The following is an 18304-nucleotide window of genomic DNA, read 5'->3' on the forward strand; positions in this document are numbered from 1 at the left end:
AACGCGCCGCCGGTGAGCGTCAGGCGACCAGGCCCCGGCGATAGGCGTAGACCACTGCCTGCACGCGGTCCCTGAGCTGGAGCTTGGTGAGGATCCGCGACACGAACGTCTTCACGGTCTCCTGGCTGATCACCAGTCGCTCGGCGATTTCACTGTTGGACAGGCCGTCCGCGATCAGCAGGAGCACTTCCAGCTCGCGAGGCGTCAACGGGGTGTCGCCAGGCGAGGTGCCTTCGGCCGGCCGGATCCGGGCGGCATACCTGCCCACCAGCTTGCGTGTCACCTCCGGATCCAGCAGCGCCGCACCGCCGGCCACGGTGCGGATTCCGTGGAGCAGCTGGGCCGGCGGCGCGTCCTTCAGCAGGAAGCCGCTCGCGCCCGCCCGCAGCGCCTCGTAGACGTACTCGTCCAGGTTGAACGTCGTCAGCACGAGCACCTTCACCGGATGAGGTACGCCGGAGCCGGCCAGCCGCCGGGTCGCCTCGATGCCGTCGAGTACGGGCATGCGTACGTCCATCACCACGACGTCGGGGGACACGCGGCCGGCCAGCTCGATCGCCGCCTGGCCGTCGCCGCACTCACCAACCACGTCGAGGTCGGGCTGGGCGTCGATGATCGTCGACAGGCCGGTGCGGATCAGCAGCTGATCGTCGCAGATGAGGACGCGGATCGGCGCGGTCACGACTGGCTCTCCGCCGGGATCCGGGCCCGTACGACGAAGCCGCCATCGGTCTGCCGGCCCGCACTGAAGTCGCCGCCGAGGACGCCGACACGTTCGCGGAGGCCGGCGAGCCCACGGCCGCTTCCGCCGGGGACTCCGGCCGGCGAACCGGAGCCGTCCGTGCTGACTTCCACGGTGATTTCCCTTTCGCCGTGGCGCACCCGCACCGAGGTACGGCTGCCGTGTGCGTACTTGAGCGCGTTCGTCAGCCCTTCCTGCACGACCCGGTACGCCACGAGGTCGCCGCTGCCGGTTGACTCCGCCGGCGCGCCCTCTTCGAGAAACTCCACCGGCTGGCCGGCCCGGCGGGTCTGCTCCACGAGCGTGTGCAGCCGGCCGACCGGCGGCGTCCTGCCGCCGGAGCCGTGGTCCGGATTCAGCAAGTCCAGCAGGTGCCGCAGGTCCGTGATGGCGCGCCGCCCGGTGTCGGTGACGGCCGTCAGCGTCTGGTCCAGGCGTTCGGGCGCGGCCGTGAGATACCGCGCCGCCTCCGCCTGTACGACCATCGCCGTCACGTGATGCGTCACGACGTCGTGCAGCTCGCGTGCGATCCGGGCGCGTTCGGCCGTCCGGGTGGCCTCGGCGACCAGCCGGCGGCGCTCCGCCTCGGCCGCCCGGGTCGAGCGCAACCAGGCCCCGATGCACCAGGCGACCGCCAGGATCAGGTAGACCGCCACGAACCCGTCGAGGCCCTCGGTCGAGCCGCGCCGGTCGAGTACGACCGCCAGTGCCACGTACGCGGCGGTCAGGATCGCCACGGCCGAGCGTCGATACCGTTCCACGTGCGCGCCGGCACTCAGCACCGCGATCGGCAACGCCGTGCCCGCGACCATGTGATAGCTGAAGAGCTCGGCGACCAGGAAGCCCGTCGACACCAGGGCGAGGCTGACAGCCGGCCACCGCCGCCGGATGGCCAGCGGCAGGCACTCGACCGCGAGCACCACCATCGCCAGCGCGTCGAGCGGCCGGGCCGGCAGGTCGCCGACCTGCGTCTCGTGACCGCGGAGCACCGGCAGGAACGACATTACGACGAGCAGCAGTGCGAGCGGGAGATCCCGGACCGTGACGTCCAGCCGGCGCCACAGCTCCGGGATCCGCCGAAGTCTGGTCACCGGGGAAGCGTAGTGGCGACGTCGGCCTGTGCGACCTCGGCCGCTTGGCGCCTCCGGCCTCCGCGGGGCACCAGCCGGCCGCGCTTGCGGGCCACCAACAGGAACACGACCGCGGCCAGCACGCAGAACACCACGGAGTACAGGCTTCCCTCCGGTCCGAACTCGCCGCCGGTCACCAGCATCGGCCCGGACGTCGCGGCGTCCAGTAGTCCCTGCGGCGTTCCGTTGCCGGAGACCTCGGTGCTGAAGATGCCCGCCGCGGCGAAGTTCCAGCCGAGGTGCAGGCCGATCGGCACCCACAGCCTGCGCGTCGCGACGTACGCGGCGGTGAGCATGCCGCCGGCCTCGAGCGCGATCGCGAGGGCGCCCCACAGGCTGGCGTTGGGGTTCAGCAGGTGCGACAGCCCGAACAGCAGCCCGGTCACCACCAGCGCGATCCACGTACCGGCGCGTTCCTCGACGATCCGGAACAGCACGCCGCGGAACATCAGCTCCTCCGTCACGGCCGCGGCCGCCATGAAGCCGACCAGCCCGACGGCACCCATCGGCGAGCCCAGCCCGTCGACCGTGTAGTTGCCGAGGAACGCGATGTTCGCGATGACACAGCCGAAGATCCCCACGCCGAGCAACGTTCCGAGGCCGACCGCCGGCACGGCGCCCTTCCGGCCCACCTCCGTGACGGGCCGGCGCTCGGTCAGCCGGACGGCCAGCCCGTAAACGAGCACCGCGACCACCGCTGTGCCCACGCCGACGGCGAGCGTGAGCCACGGATTCCCTTCCGCTGCTGCGAGTCCCTGCCCACCGAGGAAGGCGACCGCCATCACAGCGACCAGTTGCAGGACCAGCCTGAGTACGAGTTTCACGAGGGCTCCTTCGCCAACTCCGGGGCCGAGCGCCACGGCTGCGTAGGACGCTACGGATCAAGCGGACGGGAGTCGTCACCTCGCGGTGGACACCTGCGCGTAGCTCGCACGGGGGACAAGGGATCCGGCGGACAGGACGATGCGGGGACTGCTCTGGGTACCGTCCAAGGCGAGCAGTCCCCGCATCCACCCAATCGGCCCTCCGCTTGGGGAGGCGGAGAGGACCTCGGGTCAAAGCCTGGCGTGGCCGGACCACGCTGTCCACACCTCCCCACGACCCGGGACCGATTTCGGCCAAAGCGCCTACTGGTAGACGCGAACGTAGTCCACGTACATCCGGGACGGGAACGGTGTGGTGCCGTCCACCGGCCCGGGGAAGTCACCGCCGACCGCGAGGTTGAGGATGATGTAGAAGGGATGGTCGAAGATCCACGGTCCGCGGGTCGTCTCCGCCGTCGACTTGCTGGCGACGAACACCACCTGATCGTCCAGGCGGAACGTCATGTGCTGGCTGTCCCATTCGACCGACCAGACGTGGAAGCCGGCCGACAGGTCCGCGCCCGTCAGCACCTGGCCGTAACCCCCGCCGCCGTTGTACGCGGGTGCGTGCAGCGTCGCGTAGGTCTGCGTCGTGTTGCGCCCGAGCACCTCCATGATGTCGACCTCGCCGCAGTACGGCCACGGCCGCCCGTTCAGGAAGTCGGCGCCGAGCATCCAGAACGCAGGCCACAGCCCGTTGCCCTTCGGCACTCTGATTCGCGCCTCGATCCGGCCGTACTGCACGTGGAGCTTGTTGCTGGTGTTCATCCGGTGCGAGGTGTACTCCCGGCCGCCCGCGCTCTCCCGCCGCGCCTCGATCACCAGCGAGCCGGTGCCGTCCAGCTGCGCGTTGGCGTTGTCGGTGTAGTACTGCTGCTCGTTGTTCTGCCCTGTCCCCGGATCGATCGTCCACTTCGCCGCGTCCGGCCGGGTGCCGGCCGCGCCGTTGAACTCGTCGCTCCAGACCAGGCGCGTCGCCGGGAACGCCGGGTCCGGCGGCTGCGACGGTGGCGAGGTCGGGTTGCCGCCGGTGCCGTACACCTGGAACTCCCACAGGGAATAGCCGTACGGTCCGGAGCGCGCGGTGCCGTACATCCGCACGTAGCGCCCGGTGCCCGAGACGTTGAGCGTCTCCTTGAAGCCACGCCCGCTGGTCGTGGAGTAGATCGTTGTCCACGTCCCGGCGTTCGGCGAGACCTGGATCTGGTAGGCGGTCGCGTACGCCGGATCCCATTGCAGGACGACCTGCTGGATCGTGGCCGTGGCGCCGAGGTCGACGTAGATCCAGCCCGGATCCACCCAGCCGGTGGTCGCGCTGGTGGCCCAGCGGCTCGCCGGGTCGTGGTCGAACGCCCTCGCCGGCGTGCACTCGAAGCAGGAGCCGTCGTTCTGGGACGAGGAAGCGACCGCGGGCTTGCCGTACGACAGCAGCCCGCTGCCACCCGTCCCGCCGGTGTCGCCGTAGACCTGGAACTCCCACAGCGAAACGCCCCATTGCGTCGCGCGCTGCGTCGCGTTCAACCGGACGTACCGCCCGGTGCCTGAGACGGTGAGGGTCTGCACGCCACCCGTTCCGGCCGTCGTGGTGTGCACGGTGGTCCAGTTCGTGCCGTCGGCCGAGACCTGGATCGTGAACGCCCGCGCGTACGCCGTCTCCCAGGTGAGCACGACCCGGGTGAGTGGCACGGACGAGCCGAGGTCGACCTGCAGCGTCTGTGGATCGCTGAACGCACTGGACCAGCGCGTGCCGAGGTTGCCGTCCACGGCCGCCGACGCCGGGAAGGCGCTCGACTCGGTCGAGGACGCGGTCACCGGACGGCCCTGTGAGAGCAGGGCTTCGGCAGCATCAGCGGTGTCCGCCGGCCCGGTGTTGACGAGGAAGTACGTGCCGAGCAAGGCGGCCAGCGCGATGACGAGGGCCCGTTTCATCGAGTACTCCTTCCTGACGAGGGTCAAGGAGCTGGATAGTCGTTGACGTACACAGGCACACCGATCCGGCTGGTGTCGGCCGCTTCGCCCACGCCGTTGACAACATGGTCGATCGTGCCCGCGCTGAGGTTGACCGTCATGACGTGATGCAGCCGGACGTCCGGCCGCCGCGGCACCTCGAAGCCGTTCTCGGTGTGGATCGAGGGGTTGTTGCGGTTGAAGACGTAGACGCCGGCGCCGTACACCGCGTGGGTGCGCACTCGGTCGCCGACCTTGTAGCCGGCATAGCCTTCGACGTCGCCGTTCATCCAGTCCGCCTGTGTGGGCGGGTCGTACGGCAGCTCGTTCTGGTACAGGATCGTGGTGCCACGCTCGCCGTTCCAGAGCGTGTTGTAGCGCTGGAAGTGCTCGACGAACAGCCCGGTCGCCGTTACGTCGTCGCCGTTGACGACGACGCCGTAGCGACCGGTGTTGGTGGTCCAGCGTTCGGTGTCGGAGAAACCTTCGACGCCGTGGTCGCCGCGCCACACCCAGGCGTGGTCGATCAGAACGTTGTCGCTGTTGACCTCGAGCGCGATGGTCGCCTTGCCGATGTGCGGGCCACCGACGCGGAAGTACACGTCGGACAACGTTGTGGGATCGTCCGGTCGGCTCCAGCCGCGGCCGTGCCTGCTGCCTACGCGCAACAGAACCGGCGACTCGGCAAGGCCGGCGTCGATCGTGACACCGGCGACGACCACGCCCGGCACGCCGGCCACGTCCAGCGGGACGGACCCGTCGACCGCGGTGAGCGTGGCGTGCCCGAGGCCGAGCACCACAGTGCCGGGCCGGCGGACCTCGATGCTCCGCGCGATGTCGTACCCGCCGGGCAGCAGCAGGAGGTGCTTGCCCGCGGCCAGCCGCGCGTTGATCGTACGAACGGAGTCCGACGGCCTGGCGACGAAGAAGTCCGAGAGCGGGATCGAGCGGCCCGGCGTCGTGCCGTTCGCCCAGGTGGTGCCGCTGGTGCTCCGGCGAGCGGCCGGCACCCGCACCTGGTAGCCACCCCTCGCATCGACGTGGAGATAGGGCTTCTCGCGGCTCAGCGGAGTGGTCGGCAGCGTCGTGTACGGAGGGTTGGGGAACGCGGAGTCGTCCGGCGCACCCGTGACGCCCGCGAAGACCTGGTTCCACACGCCGTTGGACCAGCCCGCCACCTCGCTGTTGCGGGTCAGCCACTGCTGCTGCGACCCGCTCACGACGAACGGCATTCGGGAGTCGGCGATGAAGCCGCCGCTGGCGTACTGCGGGCCGGCCGTGCAGTAGTCCATCAGCGACAGGTTGGCGCCGCTGATCGACAGCCGCCGCATCGAGGCCGCCTGGGAGACCGCCCAGAAGTTGGCCGACGCGCGGCAGCCGTCGTCGCCGGTGGTGTCGACCGCGATCGAGAGGTTGGACAGCGTGCGCCAGAAGTTCACCAGCGCCAGGCAGTTGCTGGTGCCGTCGTTCTCCAGGCACCGGTTGAAGACTTCGACCTTGCCGTTGATGACCACATCCGTTGGCGAAGCGCCCAGACCGGCGATCTCGGTGTAGTACCCGACCCTGATCCGCAGCGGCTGCTCAGCCGTGCCGTACGTGCCGGGCAGGAACAGGTAGGCGTGCCTGATGGTGCCCATCTCGTTGTTCACCTGCGCGGCGTTCGCCGCGTCGAGCGTCGCCTGGATCCGGCCGATCGGCATGCCGGGGTCGAACACCGTGACATTCGGATCCAGCTCTGGTCGATCGGCGTGGTGGGCCGCGGACGCCGCGGGCGCGGTGTGCGTCGCGAGGGCGGTCGCCAGTGCCAGCCCGAATGCGATGGAGTGTCCCATGAGTCTCATACGTGCCGTCCTTCAGGAAGCGCAAGAGAGCGCTCTCTCCCATGGGATACGCCTGGGCCAAGCCGCCGTCAAGACCATCGTTGACATTCGTTCGGCATCGGACTAGAGCATCGGAGAGAGCGCTCTCTCACAAGCGCAGGCCCATCCACAGGAGCTCGCCATGACCCGACGCTTCCTGGCCGCCGCCGTCGCGGCCGCGCTGGCCGTCAGTACCGGCGTCAACGCCATCGTCCCGATCCGCGAGGCAGCGGCGGCACCCACGCTGCAGTCGCAGGGCAAGCTGGCGACCGCTTCGTCGGCGGAGAACGCCGGCACGCCTGCCTCGGCGGCCTTCGACGGCAGCACGAGTACGCGCTGGTCCAGCCAGTTCAGCGACCCACAGTGGCTGCAGGTGGATCTCGGCGGGACGGCCACCATCGAGCAGGTCGTGCTGAGCTGGGAGGCCGCGTACGCCACCGGCTTCCGGATCGAGGTCTCGGCGAACGGCTCGGCGTGGACACCGGTCCACTCCACGACGTCCGGCACCGGGGGCACGCAGACGCTCGCTGTGTCCGGCAGCGGCCGCTACGTTCGGATGTACGGCACCGCCCGGGCCACCGGCTGGGGCTATTCGCTGTGGGAGTTGCAGGTCTACGGCACGCTCGGCACCACGCCCGGCGGCACGCCGATCTCGGAGTTCAGACCGGTCGCCGCTTCTTCCTGGGAAGGCGGCAACGCCCCCGCGGCTGCGCTGGACGGTCGTACGACCACGCGCTGGTCCAGCCAGTTCAGCGACCCGCAGTGGATCCGCGTCGACCTGGGCGGCACCGCGGCGATCACCGGCGTGACGCTCTCCTGGGAGGCCGCGTACGCCACCGGCTACCGCATCGAGGTCTCCGCGGACGGCTCCACCTGGACCTCGATCTACTCGACCACCACCGGTCGCGGCGGAGTCGAGACCCTCGCGGTCGCCGGGGCCGGCCGGTACGTGCGGATGTACGGCACCGCCCGCGCGACCGGGTACGGCTACTCGCTGTGGGAGCTCCAGGTCTTCGGCACCGTGGACACCTCGTCGACCACGCCGCCGATGCTGTCCGGACCGACCCGTCCGCCGGCGACCACCGGCCGGTTCCAGCTCTCCGCACCCGCCGACAACGCGTTGGTCACCACGACACGTAGGCCGGCGCTGTCGTGGGCGAGCGTCGCCGGCACGGTCCGCTACCAGGTCTGGATCAACCTCAGCCGGACCGACTACGACTTCACGGCCGCAGGCAACCTGCTCGACCTGTACACCAAGGTCGCCGAGCCGACGGCAACCAGCTACACGCCGACCTGGGACCTGCCCGACCGCTGGACGTACAAGTGGTTCGTGGTCGCGGTCGGCGGCTCGGGCGCGACGACCACCTCGAACGTCCGGCAGTTCGGCATCTATCTGCCGGCGATCAGCTCGGTCGCGGACGGCGTCCCGATCGTCAACGGCAGCAGGGATCTGAACAAGACCGGGACGATCGAGCCGTACGAGGACTGGCGCCGGCCGGTCGAAGCGCGGGTCGACGACCTGCTCGGCCGGATGACGGCGGAGGAGAAGGCGTACCAGATGTTCTACAACGCGCAGGCCTTCCCGCGTTCGGGCTGGCACTTCGGTCCGGCGCAGGCACAGGACCTCCACAACGCGTTGCTCGCCGCGTCCGGCACTCGGCTCGGCATCCCGTTCATCTCGGCCGGCGACACCATCCACGGCTACCAGACGACGTACCCGACGCAGAGCGCGCTGGCCGCGGGGCGCGACTACGCACTGGACTACCGGCTGGGTGACATGCAGCGGCGCGAGCAGCTGGAGGTCGGCACCCGCGGCGTGCTCGGGCCGCTGGCCGAGGTGGGCACCAAGGTGCTCTACCCACGCATCCAGGAAGGCAACGGGGAGAACGCCGACGTCGCCGCCGCGCAGGTGCGAGCGCTCGTCGCCGGACTGCAGGGCGGCCCGGAGCTGAACCCGGCGTCGGTGCTCGCGACCGTCAAGCACTGGCCGGGCGAGGGCGCCGGCGGCGAGGCGCTGATCACCTACGACGCGGTCACGATCAAGTACCACCTGATCCCGTTCCGGGCCGCGATGGAGGCCGGTGCGGTCAACATCATGCCCGGGTACGCCGGCAGCTCCTACCTCGATCCCGGGGGGCCCGGCGCGGGCGACAGCGCGAAGATCCTGGCGTACCTGCGGCAGAACCTCGGCTACACCGGCCTGATCACGACCGACTGGCTGCCCTCCGGCTCCTGGATCGGTGCCGCCAACGCGGGCTCCGACGTGATGGGCGGCGCCGACCCGGGTGCGGCCGGCTTTTCCATAGGCGCGTTCGTCGCCGGCGTGCCCGCGTCCCGGATCGACGACGCGGTGCGCCGCGTCCTCCGGCTGAAGTTCCGGCTCGGGCTGTTCGAGAACCCTTACGGCGACCCGGTGAACGGGCCGTACCGGATGCACACGCCTGCCGATGCGGCGCTGGCCAACCAGGCTTCGCGAAAGGCGATGACGCTGTTGAAGAACAACGGCGTGCTACCGATCCGGATCGCTGCCGGCTCCAACGTCGTGGTCGCCGGCCCGCGCGCGACCGACTCGGCGGCGTGCTGCATCTGGACGAGCTACTTCCATCAGGAGTACGGCTCGAAGAACATCCTCGACGCGATCCGGGCCCGCGCGGCGACCGCCGGTGTCAACGTCTACCAGGACACAGGTCCGGCACCCGCGCTCGCCGTGGTGGCGGTCGGCGAGCCCTCGTACACCCATGCGACCAGCTGGGTGAAGGAGCAGCCGTACCTGCCGGCCGACCAGCTCGCGCTGATCCAGAACTTCCAGCGACAGGGCATCCCGGTGGTCGTGGTCCTGGTCATGCCGAGGCCGTACGTCATCACCGAATGGGACGGCCTGGCCGGCGCCATCGTGGTGACCTACCGCGGTGGCGAGGAGATGGGTCCGGCACTCGCGAGCCTGCTGTTCGGCGACTACGCGCCGAGCGGCAAGCTGCCCTGGCAGTTGCCGCGCAGTCTCGACCAGGTGCTCCGACCCGGTGGATCGGACGTGCTGCCGGATGCGAACGAGCACTGGGATCTGCCGTACGACCTCGGCGCCACTGACGCCGAACGCGCCGCGATCCGGGCCCGGATCGACGCGGGCCAGCCGGTGCCGTCGACCTATGGCAACCCGCTCTATCCGTACGGCGCGGGACTGTCCGGGTGGGGCTGACCGGACAGCGGCGGGACCGATGGACGGAAGGCTACGCTGTGCGGATGGAGCGCTCTCTCGACGCGCCACAGCCGGATCCGCAGCCGGGACGCCCGGCGACTCTCGAGGATGTGGCCCGGGTGGCGGGAGTTTCCCGGGCCACTGTCTCCCGAGTCATCAACGGGGCTCCCACCGTCGACACGGGGCTGCGCCGCAAGGTGGAGGAGGCGATCGAGGCCACCCGGTACGCCCCCAACCACGCCGCTCGCGCGCTGGTGACCAGGCGCACCAACTCGATCGCCCTGGTGGTCTCCGAACGCGAGCGCCGGGCGGTCGCCGCGCCGTTCGTCGGGCGGATGTTCACCGACCCGCATTTCGGGCGGGTGGTCGGCGGGTTGATGGAGGTGCTCCGGCCGGCGGGGATCCAGACCGTGCTGATGCTGGCCGACGACGAGAGCTCCCGCGGTCAGGTCGTGTCCTACCTGCGTCAGGGTCACGTCGACGGGGTCGTGCTGATGTCCTCGCACCCCACCGATCCGCTGCCGGGGCTGGTGGCGGGCACCGGGCTGCCCGCCGTACTCGCCGGCCGGCCGGGCCAGGCGTCCACGCTGCCCTACGTCGAGGTCGACCACCGAACGGGAGTCCGGCTGGCCGTCGACCTGCTGGTGTCGCAGGGCCGTCGTTCGATCGGCACGGTGGCCGGGCCGCAGGACATGCCGGCGGCGCAGGAACGCCTCGAAGGCTTCCGCGCCGCGCTGGCCGCACACGGCCTGCCCGAACCACCCTGGACCGAAGGCGACTTCACCCGCGCGGGCGGTGCGGCCGCGATGCGGCGGCTGCTCGACGACCACCCCGATCTCGACGGCGTGTTCGTCGCCTCGGACCTGATGGCGCTGGGCGCCGTACCCGTACTCCTCCGCGACGGCCGTCGCGTACCCCAGGACGTGGCCGTGATCGGCTTCGACGACAGCGAAGCAGCCGAAGCCTGCGAGCCGGCGTTGACGACGGTCCGGCAGCCAGTGGAGGAGATGGCCGCGGAGATGGCCAGGCTGCTGTTGCGGCAGATCGAGAAGCCCGGCGTGCTGCCGCCCTCCCTCGTCTTCCGTCCGTCGCTGATCGTCCGTGAGTCGGCGTAGGGCCGGGGAGGCATGTCCGGCTGACCGGTACTCAGCGCGGCACGCCGTGGGGTTACTCGTTGTGGGAGCTGTCGGCGCTAGGTCGCTGAAGCGCCTCGGCGCGGTCTCTGGCGCCGAGGCCGCGCAGCATCGGCAGCTTGCCGTCGAGTGCCTTGAAGGCCAGCGCGAGCAGGACGCCGAGGACCAGCACGACGAATGCGTTCCGGATCGCAGTGCCGAGCCCGATGTCGACGACGTCGAGGAACGGGTACGGATACCAGTCGGTGAGGGCGCCGTGGGTGAACGTGTAGACCAGCCAGAGCACGGGCCAGCCGAACGCCGCCCACACGGTGGCCCAGTTCATTCGCGGCCGCGGGCCGAACAGCAGCCACGCGACCAGCGCGGCCCACGGTGAGACGTAGTGGAAGCCGATCGTCGCCACCAGTGCGGCGCCGGTGAGGTGCACCTGCGGCGCGAGCACGATGGCGTACACCAGGCCCGTGATGACGATGCCGAGCAGCGAGTCCAGCCGCACCACCCGCCAGAACCACCCGTCGTGGCGGGGCCGCCAGGCGAGTACGACGGCCGCCGCGAGCACGATCAGGTTGCTCTGGATCGTGAAGTAGCTGAACAGGCGCCACAGCCGCACGCCGAGGCCGACGGACTCGCCGGTGTCGCCGGAGTTGGCGTCGGCGCCGCCGTTGAAGATCAGTGCGAGCTGGATCACCAGCGACCCTGCGATTACGATCGCGATGCCGGCTTGACACCAGCGTGCGACCGGATCGGAGGAGCGGCGGAGACCAGCGGACTCGTTCATCCCGCCATTTTCCCGCCCGACGGATGCATCCGACCGCGCCGCGCCGCAAGCCGTCTCTGTGTCACCACGACAGGTTCCGGCCGTAACGTGGCCGGATGTATCGCCACTGGACCGCAGCTGGACAGCCGGGAGGCACGGTACTTCCATGACACGATTCGCCCGGGTGGCTCGTCGGCCCGTCGCGCTGTGGACCGCGGCGGCACTCGTGTTGGGCACAGTCATCGGCTTGTCGGCGTTCGGCCGTGGCGCTCCCGCCGTCGCGTTCCAGCAGGCCGGACACTGGGTCTACAACGCGACGATCGGCACGGTGTTCCGCGTCGACGGGGGCGGTAAGAACGTCGACTCGGAGGTTGCCGGCGTCCAGGCCGACCCGGGCAGCCCTGTGCTGCAGGGCAGCAGCAACGGCTACGTCGTGGGCCCCCGGCAGGTCACGGTGTTCGGCAAGTCCGATCTCTCGGTCAAGAGCACCATCAAGACCGGGATCGACGAGGAACCGCTCGGCATCGAAGCTCCGGGCGGGCCGTACCTCGTCTACCGCGAGCACGGCCAGATCGTGCGGCTCGGCGACTCCCAGCAGACCGTGACCGTCGGCAGCGTCGTGTCCAGTGCGATCGCCACACCGGACGGCACGCTGTGGGTACGCGGCGCGGACAAGTTCTGCCAGCTCGCTCCCGGCTCGACGGAGCTCGAGTGCCCGCTCGACGCTCCGGCCCGCGACGCCGGCGCCCTGCTCACCGTCGGAGGCGAGCCGGCGTTCGCGAACCTCGCCCAGCGCACCGTGACCCAGCTGGCCGGTGACGACGCCGGGCGTCCCGTCCGGATGAACGTCGACGGGACGTTGCCGGCCACGTCCGTCGTGGCCCAGGCCGACGTCGGCGGCCGGATCCCGATCCTGACCGGCGACCGGTTGCTTCTCGTCGACGCGGCCGGCACGACGCCGGCGACGACCATCCGGTTGGCTCCGCGCCATTACGACGCGCTGGCGGCCACGGGTGCGGCGGTCGCCGTCGTCGACTCCGAGCGGGGAGAGCTGCGTACGTTCGACGCCGACGGCAAGGCCGTCCAGACGCACCGGCTCGGCAAGCACAAGAGCGGCCGCGGGAAGGCGGACGACCACCTGCGCGTGACGCCGGGCCAGGACGGGCGGATCTACATCGACGACGTCACCGGTGCGGTCGTGACGGTGATCGACGGCGACGGCAGCGTGAGCGAGGTGGCCACCGACGGCAGCAACCGGCCGACGTCGCCGGACGCCAAGCAGGCCCCGACGCCCGACTCGACCCCCACGCCTACGACGACGACACCCACGCCGGGCCCGAAGCCGACCACCAAGCAGGAGACGCCCGACCCGTCCCGGACGGACGGCCCGGGCCGCCGCTGGCCGCTCCCGACCGAGGACCCGGATCCGGATCCCGAGCCGAAGCAGACGCCGAAACCGCCGCCGGCGGCCCGGCCGGGCGCTCCTGGATCGGTCTCCGCGACACCTGACGGCTGGAAGGCGACGGTGAACTGGACCGCCGCGCGCGCGAACGGTGCACCCGTCACGAGCTATCTCGTGCGGTTCCGGGTCGCGCCCGGCAACTCCGTCTCCGGCCTGCCGGCCTCTGGCTCGAGGACGGTCTCCGGCATCAGGCGCAGCACCACGTTCACCATGTTCGAGAGCGGCACCTTCTTCTGCTCGCCCCGCTGCGACTACATCTTCACTGTCGCGGCGACGAACCGGATCGGCACCGGGCCGGCCGTGGACAGCAAGGTGGTGACAGTCGGCGGGCAGTCCAAGCCGAGCGCCCCGACCGATGTCGCGGCCGCCACCAAGACCGACGGCTCGGTCGACGTGTCGTGGAAGGCGCCGAGCACCGACTACACCTTGTCCGGCTACAACGTGAGCGGCTCGGACGGCTCGAACACCAGCGTGCCGACCTACTCCACGAGCACCACGCTGAAACCCACGCTGGGCAAGGGCGTGAGCTACCGCGTGACGGCCAAGAACGGCGCCGGTACGTCACCGAAGTCGGCCGCGACCCGCACGGTCTATCCGTACAGCCAGGCGGCCGCGCCCACGGTGAAGGCCACACCGGGCATCGGATCGGTCTCGCTGAGCTGGAACACTCCGAACCTCAACGGCGGCGAGCTGGTCCACTACGTCGTCACCGCGACCGGGCAGCCGGATCGCAAGGTCACCACGAACAGCACGCGCTACACCGGCCTGAGTGCCGTGCCGCTGACGTTCACCGTCAAGGCGGTCACCCGCGAGAAGAACCGGCCGAGCAGTGCGACTGTCGACGGGCAGACCGGCACAGCATCGGCGACCCCTACCGGCCTGCTCGGCGGCGGGCTCGCGCCGGTCCCTCCGGCGCTGACTGTTCCAGCCACAGGAGTACGCCGTGCCCGGCCCAACCGTAAGGACGCTCAATGGTGACGCTCGGTTCGAACGGGCAGCGACCGGCCCTCGACCCGCGGCAGGCGTACGAGCTGATCGCGGCGAACGTCCAGCGCGTGATCAAGGGCAAGCCGCTCGTCGTCCGGCTCGCGATCGCCACGCTGTTCGCCGGCGGTCATCTGCTGATCGAGGACGTGCCCGGGCTGGGCAAGACCAGCCTGGCCCGCGGCCTCGCACGAAGCATCGGTGGCAAGTGGAGCCGGATCCAGTTCACTCCCGACCTGCTGCCCGGCGACATCACCGGCGTCGTGGTCTACGACCAGGGCCAGGGCCGGTTCGTGTTCCATCCGGGCGGCATCTTCGCCAACGTCGTGCTCGCGGACGAGGTCAACCGTGGAACGCCGAAGACACAGTCGGCGCTGCTCGAGGTGATGGCCGAGCGGCAGGCCACGGTCGACGCCGAGACCCATCGCGTACCCGACCCGTTCATGGTGCTGGCGACCCAGAACCCGATCGAGATGGAGGGCACCTACCGGCTGCCCGAGGCCCAGCTCGACCGGTTCCTGATGCGGATCGAGATCGGCTACCCGGACCTCGACGCGGAGGTGGAGGTCGTCGCGCTCGACGGCGCCGGCCTGGGCCCGGACGACCTGCAGCCGGTGATCGATCCGGACACGCTGCGCGGTGTCATCGCCGCCGTCCGATCCGTCTTCGTCGACGAGGCCGTGATGGCGTACGCCGTGCGCCTGGCCGCGGCGACCCGCCTGCACAGCGCGGTGCGCTACGGCGCCAGCCCGCGCGGCAGCATCGCGCTGGTCCGGGCCGCCCGTGCGATCGCCGCCACCGAAGGCCGGCAGTTCGTGACGCCGGACGACGTGAAGAGCGTCGCGCGTCCCGTCCTCGCGCACCGGCTGGTGCTGACGCCGGACGCCGCGCTGGCCCGGCGTACGGTCGCCGACGTCATCGGCGACGTGCTCGAGGAGACTCCGGCTCCGGGCAATCCGGGGCAGCGCGATCGTAAGTGGACGCTGGGCGCGGTGCCATGACGCGCACCCGGCTCACCCCGCGAGCCTGGGGCGTGCTGACCGGTTCGATCGCGCTGCTCGTCGGCGGCCAGCTGCTCGGCTACCCGATCCTGCGCGTGCTGGCGGGTGCCGGCATCGCGGCGGTCGTCGTCAGCTTCCTGACGTTGCTGCGCCGGCCGCGGCTCACGGTTCACCGGGTGCTGTACCCGGACCGCGTGGAGTGCGGCCGGCCCGCACTGGCTCGCCTCGTGGTCCGCAACGAGTCCGGCCGGCGGCAGCCGTCGTTCGTCGCCGCCGACGTCGCCGGGTCGCACGACGCGCAGGTCGTGGTCGAGTCGCTGGCGGCCGAGGGCGTCGCGACGTACCACTACGAGCTGCCGACCTCCCGCCGTGGCCGGTTGACGGTCGGTCCGCTGACCTCGATCCGGACCGATGCGCTGGGACTCGCCTCCTGCCGAGTGACGATCGGCGGGACGACCGCGCTGCTGGTGCGTCCGCGCAGGCACGCCGCGCGGCCGGCGAACGGCAGCTGGCAACGGCACCACTTCGAGGGCCCGGTGTCGGCCGGGCCGCTGCGTGGCTCGATCGACCTGCGGCAGCTGCGTGAGTACACCCTCGGTGACGAGGTCCGGCACGTGCACTGGAAGGCGTCGGCGCGCACGGGCCGGCTGATGGTGCGGGAGTACGCCGATCCGGACCAACCGCGGCTCCGGCTGGTGCTCGACACGCACGCTTCGGCGTTGGACGCCGACGAGTTCGAGGCGGCGGTCGCGGTCGCGGCGTCGGTGCTGGTCGCCTCCGCCCGGGCCGGCCACCGGCTGCGGCTCACGACCACCGGCGGCGTCGACCACGACGTCGAGTCGATCGGTGACCTGCTGGACGAGCTCGCCGAGATCGAGCAGGCGCCGGCGCCGGACCACGACGTACTGGACTCGCTGCTGTTGCCACTCGGCCGGGACGGCGGCGCGCTGGTCGTGCTGACCGGAGGGGCCCGGGCCGGCGAGCTGATGCGGCGGCCGGACCTCCGGTCGTCGTACCGGCCGGTGGTCTGCTTCGACCTGGCACCAGGCGATGGCGCGGACCGGGCCGACAGCGGCGTGCACTTCATCGCCGAGGCCGGCGCTGAGGCGGCGGTCGACGCCTGGAACGTCGCCCAGGCCTGGAACGACGGGCCGGCCGGGGGAATGGGATGAAGCAGAGGGTTCCGATCGTCGGTGTGCTCGCCGCCTGCGTGGTGGCCGGTTCGCTGTTCGCACCGGTCTTCGGTACGAGCGCGGTGCTCTGGCCGGTGCTCGCCGTCGCGCTGGTGGCGTATGTCGTGGAGGAGACGATCCTGCGCCGGCCCGAGCTGGCGCGGTGGCGCGTGCCGCTCACGCTGGCCGGAGGAGTCGTCGCGCTGGCCGCTGTCGTTCCGGGTGCGGCGTCGCATCCGGCCGGCCTGTGGCGCGGTGTTCTGACCGGCTGGCGGCAGACGCTCGAGTCGACCTGGCCGGCAAGGCCCGACCCCGGGCTGGTCACGTTCGTCCCGCTGCTCGTTCTGCTGGCCTGCCTGCTCGGCACGCGACTGCTCCAGGTTTCCCGCGTGTGGGCCCTCGTCCCGGCGATCGTGGTGGCCGGGTTCTCGCAGGCGTACGTCACGGTGTCCGGCGCGGGCGCGCTGCTGGCCGGCGCGGCGTTGGTCGGCTGTTGCTGCCTGGTGCTGGTGCGATGGCCGGGAGATCGGGCGGCCTGGCTGCGCCTGGTCGCCGCGCTGGCGGCGATCGCGGCCGGCGCCACGGCGCTGGGCCTGGGACTGCCGGACCGCACCGCCGCACACCTCGCGCGGCCGAGCCCGCCGGACGTTCCGTCGGTGCTCAGCAATCCGCTGACCGAGGTCGCCGCCCGGCTGCGTTCGCCGGACCAGGTCGTGTTCACCGTACGGGCGTCCGCTCCGGTCGACCGGTGGCCGGTGATCGCGCTCGACCGCTTCGACGGCGCCACCTGGTCTGTCGATCCGAAGTTCCAGCGGCTGGGCCGCGAGCTACCGGTCGATCCGCGCATCAAGGTGCCTGTGGCCACGCGGGCCGCCGAGGTGTCGCTGGCCGGCTGGTCGCTGCCGTGGTTGCCCAGCCAAGCCCGGACCGTTTCCGTCGCCGAGGCTCCGCCGCTGCTCGTCGACCCGGCGTCCGGCACGTTGCTCGCCGACCAGACGCGGCCCGCGCACTACACGGTGACGTGGGCGGACCCGCTGGTCGGCACCGGCCAGCTCGTCTCCGCTGGCGTCGATTCGAACCTGCTCGCCGACTCCGACCTCGGCGACGTGCCGCCGGGTATCGACCAGTTGGCGCGTGAGATCTCCGGTGACCTGCGGCCGTCGTTCCAGATGGCGCTGGTGCTCGAGAAGTACCTGCGGTCGCACTACCGGCTGGCCGCCGGCGGCGACCTGCCGACCGGCCACGGCTACGCCCAGCTGAGCCATTTCCTGTTGCAGAGCAAGCGCGGCACGTCCGAGCAGTTCGCGGCCTCCTACGTCGTGCTGGCCCGGTTGGCCGGGCTGCCGGCCCGGCTCGTGGTCGGGTTCCGGCAGCCGGCCGAGCCGGGTCCGGACGGCCGTTACGTGGTGCGGAACGGCGACATCCTCGCCTGGCCCGAGGTCGCGGTGCAGGGTGTGGGCTGGGTACCGCTGGACCCGACCGGCACGGTTGCCGCGACCTCCGGCGGTGACGGGCTGGCCGACGCGGCCGCGACCGTACGGCGCGAACTGCCTTCGACACAGGAGCTCGAGCGCGAGCACCAAGCCGGACCGCAAGTACCGCCGGAGCAGACGGATGGCGCCGGGCAGACCCGGACCTGGCGGACCGTGCTGCTCGGCCTGGCCGGCCTGCTGGCAGTCGCGGCGCTGGCCTGGCTCGCCGGAGTGCCGTCAGTGAAGGCGATCCGGCGGCGCCGGCGGCGAAACCACGGGACGCTCGGTGCGTGGGCGGAGGCGCGTGACCTGCTGCGCGACCACGGAACGCGGGTGACGGCTTCCGCGACCGCCCGCGACCTGGCCCGGGAGGCCGAGGGAGCGGTGGCGCAGGCGATGACGCAGCTGGCCGGATGCCTGGATCAGGCGCTGTGGTCCGGACGGAAGTCCGATCCGTACCTCGAGCTCGCGTGGTCCGCGGTGGGCCGGGCGCGGGACGGCCTGATCCAAGGTCCGTGGTCGCGCCGGCTCCGGATCCGGCTGCGGATGGCGTTCAGCCCACGCAGCCTGCTCGGCTGATCGGGCG

Annotated in this window: 12 protein-coding genes; 6 read left to right on the forward strand and 6 right to left on the reverse strand. The window is 71.2% G+C overall.

Annotated features, from left to right (window positions below):
* Window positions 1-19 precede the first annotated feature (19 nt).
* From ACYVF6_RS08450 to ACYVF6_RS08470, 5 genes are all read right to left on the reverse strand, one after another.
* A complete protein-coding gene (locus ACYVF6_RS08450; RefSeq protein WP_460518143.1) occupies window positions 20-682 on the reverse strand; it encodes a transcriptional regulator in 663 nt (220 codons plus the stop codon).
* Entirely contained in the window at window positions 679-1833 is a 1155-nt protein-coding gene (locus tag ACYVF6_RS08455; protein ID WP_460518146.1) for a sensor histidine kinase, read from the reverse strand. Before ACYVF6_RS08455 ends, ACYVF6_RS08450 begins: the two co-directional genes overlap by 4 nt.
* Window positions 1830-2696 carry a CPBP family intramembrane glutamic endopeptidase gene (locus ACYVF6_RS08460; protein WP_460518148.1) on the reverse strand — a complete coding sequence of 289 codons (867 nt, stop codon included), beginning with the start codon at window positions 2694-2696 and terminating at the stop codon, window positions 1830-1832. The genes ACYVF6_RS08455 and ACYVF6_RS08460 overlap by 4 nt, the downstream gene beginning before the upstream one ends.
* A 303-nt stretch (window positions 2697-2999) precedes the next feature.
* Window positions 3000-4664, reverse strand: a complete 1665-nt coding sequence (locus ACYVF6_RS08465) for a discoidin domain-containing protein (protein WP_460518150.1) — start codon at window positions 4662-4664, stop codon at window positions 3000-3002.
* A gap of 23 nt (window positions 4665-4687) precedes the next feature.
* Complete coding sequence (locus tag ACYVF6_RS08470) at window positions 4688-6523, reverse strand: hypothetical protein (RefSeq protein WP_460518153.1); 1836 nt, start codon at window positions 6521-6523, stop codon at window positions 4688-4690.
* 160 nt (window positions 6524-6683) lie between these two features.
* Here ACYVF6_RS08470 and ACYVF6_RS08475 point away from each other — a divergent pair, with 160 nt between their 5' ends.
* Together ACYVF6_RS08475 and ACYVF6_RS08480 are read left to right on the forward strand one after the other, a co-directional pair.
* Entirely contained in the window at window positions 6684-9737 is a 3054-nt protein-coding gene (locus tag ACYVF6_RS08475; protein ID WP_460518156.1) for a discoidin domain-containing protein, read from the forward strand.
* A gap of 44 nt (window positions 9738-9781) precedes the next feature.
* Window positions 9782-10852, forward strand: a complete 1071-nt coding sequence (locus tag ACYVF6_RS08480) for a LacI family DNA-binding transcriptional regulator (RefSeq protein ID WP_460518159.1) — start codon at window positions 9782-9784, stop codon at window positions 10850-10852.
* A gap of 52 nt (window positions 10853-10904) precedes the next feature.
* Here ACYVF6_RS08480 and ACYVF6_RS08485 read toward each other — a convergent pair whose 3' ends face one another.
* Window positions 10905-11648, reverse strand: coding sequence for a Pr6Pr family membrane protein (locus ACYVF6_RS08485; RefSeq protein WP_460518162.1), 744 nt, complete (start codon window positions 11646-11648; stop codon window positions 10905-10907).
* 145 nt (window positions 11649-11793) lie between these two features.
* Here ACYVF6_RS08485 and ACYVF6_RS08490 point away from each other — a divergent pair, with 145 nt between their 5' ends.
* Genes ACYVF6_RS08490 through ACYVF6_RS08505 form a run of 4 tightly spaced genes read left to right on the forward strand, consistent with a single transcriptional unit; the run spans window position 11794 to window position 18297 of the window.
* On the forward strand, window positions 11794-14067 hold the full coding sequence (locus ACYVF6_RS08490) for a fibronectin type III domain-containing protein (RefSeq protein WP_460518164.1): 2274 nt from the start codon (window positions 11794-11796) through the stop codon (window positions 14065-14067).
* Entirely contained in the window at window positions 14061-15074 is a 1014-nt protein-coding gene (locus ACYVF6_RS08495) for an AAA family ATPase (RefSeq protein WP_460518166.1), read from the forward strand. The genes ACYVF6_RS08490 and ACYVF6_RS08495 overlap by 7 nt, the downstream gene beginning before the upstream one ends.
* Window positions 15071-16246, forward strand: coding sequence for a DUF58 domain-containing protein (locus tag ACYVF6_RS08500; protein WP_460518168.1), 1176 nt, complete (start codon window positions 15071-15073; stop codon window positions 16244-16246). The genes ACYVF6_RS08495 and ACYVF6_RS08500 overlap by 4 nt, the downstream gene beginning before the upstream one ends.
* Window positions 16243-18297 carry a transglutaminase TgpA family protein gene (locus ACYVF6_RS08505; RefSeq protein ID WP_460518171.1) on the forward strand — a complete coding sequence of 685 codons (2055 nt, stop codon included), beginning with the start codon at window positions 16243-16245 and terminating at the stop codon, window positions 18295-18297. The genes ACYVF6_RS08500 and ACYVF6_RS08505 overlap by 4 nt, the downstream gene beginning before the upstream one ends.
* The last annotated feature ends 7 nt before the right edge of the window (window positions 18298-18304 follow it).

The organism is Flindersiella endophytica (genome assembly GCF_054779015.1).

What these genes read in the sequence shown, in the direction of transcription:
- ACYVF6_RS08465 (WP_460518150.1), bottom strand. Translation starts at nt 4,664, where the DNA reads ATGAAACGGGCCCTCGTCATCGCGCTGGCCGCCTTGCTCGGCACGTAC.
- ACYVF6_RS08470 (WP_460518153.1), bottom strand. Translation starts at nt 6,523, where the DNA reads ATGAGACTCATGGGACACTCCATCGCATTCGGGCTGGCACTGGCGACC.
- ACYVF6_RS08475 (WP_460518156.1), top strand. Translation starts at nt 6,684, where the DNA reads ATGACCCGACGCTTCCTGGCCGCCGCCGTCGCGGCCGCGCTGGCCGTC.
- ACYVF6_RS08480 (WP_460518159.1), top strand. Translation starts at nt 9,782, where the DNA reads ATGGAGCGCTCTCTCGACGCGCCACAGCCGGATCCGCAGCCGGGACGC.
- ACYVF6_RS08485 (WP_460518162.1), bottom strand. Translation starts at nt 11,648, where the DNA reads ATGAACGAGTCCGCTGGTCTCCGCCGCTCCTCCGATCCGGTCGCACGC.
- ACYVF6_RS08490 (WP_460518164.1), top strand. Translation starts at nt 11,794, where the DNA reads ATGACACGATTCGCCCGGGTGGCTCGTCGGCCCGTCGCGCTGTGGACC.
- ACYVF6_RS08495 (WP_460518166.1), top strand. Translation starts at nt 14,061, where the DNA reads ATGGTGACGCTCGGTTCGAACGGGCAGCGACCGGCCCTCGACCCGCGG.
- ACYVF6_RS08500 (WP_460518168.1), top strand. Translation starts at nt 15,071, where the DNA reads ATGACGCGCACCCGGCTCACCCCGCGAGCCTGGGGCGTGCTGACCGGT.
- ACYVF6_RS08505 (WP_460518171.1), top strand. Translation starts at nt 16,243, where the DNA reads ATGAAGCAGAGGGTTCCGATCGTCGGTGTGCTCGCCGCCTGCGTGGTG.